2 pseudogenes are annotated in these 1,896 nt (G+C 67.2%); one reads left to right on the top strand and one right to left on the bottom strand.

The features are described 5' to 3' along the window. Positions 1 to 116 precede the first annotated feature (116 nt). Positions 117 to 1,297: pseudogene (locus tag AWC17_RS34100) on the top strand (DUF7159 family protein). 347 nt (positions 1,298 to 1,644) lie between these two features. Here the strand turns inward: AWC17_RS34100 and AWC17_RS03985 are convergent. After that, positions 1,645 to 1,896: pseudogene (locus tag AWC17_RS03985) on the bottom strand (NAD(P)/FAD-dependent oxidoreductase); the annotation flags it as partial.

Genomic DNA, 1,896 nt, shown 5'->3' with positions numbered 1-1,896 from the left:
TGCTCCTTCCATCAGACTTGCCGGTCTTCGAGGGAACCTACGTCCGGATTCTTTTACACCGCGGCAGGGACACGACCGGCGCCGCCGAGAGTGGCTATCAGTTGCTGTCGACCGGGGTGACCTATAGCGACCAACTCGAGGCCGCGGCGCTGCGCGATGCGCTGGCTAGTCGCAAGATCGAGAACGTCATGCTGGTCTCGGCGTTTCTGGCCGCGGCCGCATTGGCACAGACGGTTGGCAACGCGACCGGCTACGCGCATACCGCACTGCTGTTCGTGGAGCCCGATACCGCGACCTTGGCCGTGGTCGACAGCGCCGACGGTTCGATAGCCGATGTGCACCGACGACCGCTGCCCGAAGGCGATGACGAGGCCATGGCCGAGCTGGTTCGGCTGGTTTCGGGTGCTGAGGGGCTGAACACACACCCGGATGGTGTGTTCGTCGTCGGCTCTGGAGTGGATGTCCCGCTGATCAAACCGGCGCTGGAGACCGCGCATCACTTCCGGTGAACGCACCCGAGGAACCGGAGACGGCGCTTGCGCGCGGCGCGGCGCTGGCTTCGGCGAACGCGCCGTTGTTCGCGTCGTCCACTGCAGCGCTGGCCTATGCTCAGGATCCCGATACCGGTGTGCTGGAGCCGGATGCGATTGTTCCCGTGTACGGTCCGATTCCGCGCACCGCGGGCACGGGCGACGGGGGCGTCGCCTACAGCGTGCTCGCGGACGACAACGCCGACACCTATACGGCTGCCGGGGACGAGAGAGACTTCCTGACCGGCGCATTCGCCGAACCGAGCGCCGATCGCGAGGAGCAAGGACGCAGATCGTTATGGCTGCCTGGTAGCGCCTTCATGGCGGTCTTCGTTGTCGGGGTCGTGGCGCTGGTGGTAGCGCTGGCGACCAGCATCCGGCCGACGGTCCATCAGCAGCCCAGCCCCGGCCAGAACATGGTCATCCCTACGAAGCAGGCGCCGCAAGTCCCGGCAGTCCCGGCGCCGGCCCCCGCGGCTCCTGCCCCGGCTCCGGCTCCTGAGGTTCGGGTCCCCGCGGCTCCGGCTCCCCGTCCGGTGCCTGTGGCTCCGGTTCCCGCTCCGGTGCCTGTGGCTCCCGCAGTTCCGCCACCCCCGCCCGCGCCGCCGATCGTTATCCCACTGCCACCGATCTTCGGTCCTCCAGGGCATGGGGGTGGCGGCCACGGCGGTGGCGGCCACGGAGGTGAAGGCCACGGAGGTGAAGGCCACGGCGGTGGGGGTTTCGGGATCCCGGGAATTCCCGGCCTACCAGGCTTCATGCATTGAGTTAGGCGCAGTCGACGATAGCGCACACCGGTCGGCGAGTGCTCGAGTTGGCTTGGACCCACCACGAAGCGTGAAACGCCGCAACGGTGAACTCGGTCGTCTCCGGCACTGCCGCAGCTGAGTTGAAAGGTATCGGTGGCGGGTCAGGCACAATTCAATAACCTCCGTGGCGCAATGCCTCTACGTCAGACGATCCTGGCCACGGCACCAACACCGCCGCCGGCCAACACTTGCATGCGGCCCCAACACCATCTCCCGCCTCGAACCAGACTTCACCGCAACCACACCCTCGCCTGCGCCCCGGGTGTGTCGCCAGGAAAGGAGCGGTGTTGGCGTTGGTGCGCGGTTCATCGCGTGGCGCGGGCTTCGTATTCCCAGTGCGCCCGCCAGTCTTGTTCTTCGTGTTGCTTGGCGTGGTGCAGTTCCTCGGATGGCGCGCTGAGGTGGATGGCGGGGTGCGGGAGGGTGAAGAAGTCGCCTTCGCCTAGGGCGGAGGCGTGTGTCCCGGTGTCGACATAGCAGTACCCGCGTCCCGATAGGGCGCCGATGCGGTCCGTCTTACCGAGGTAGTGCAGCGCGTTCTCGGCGGCGGCTTTGGC

It is taken from the genome of Mycobacterium nebraskense (assembly GCF_002102255.1).
GTDB lineage: Bacteria > Actinomycetota > Actinomycetes > Mycobacteriales > Mycobacteriaceae > Mycobacterium > Mycobacterium nebraskense.
Note: the sequence above shows the minus strand (reverse complement) of the source record. Positions and strands in the feature narration are given on the sequence as shown.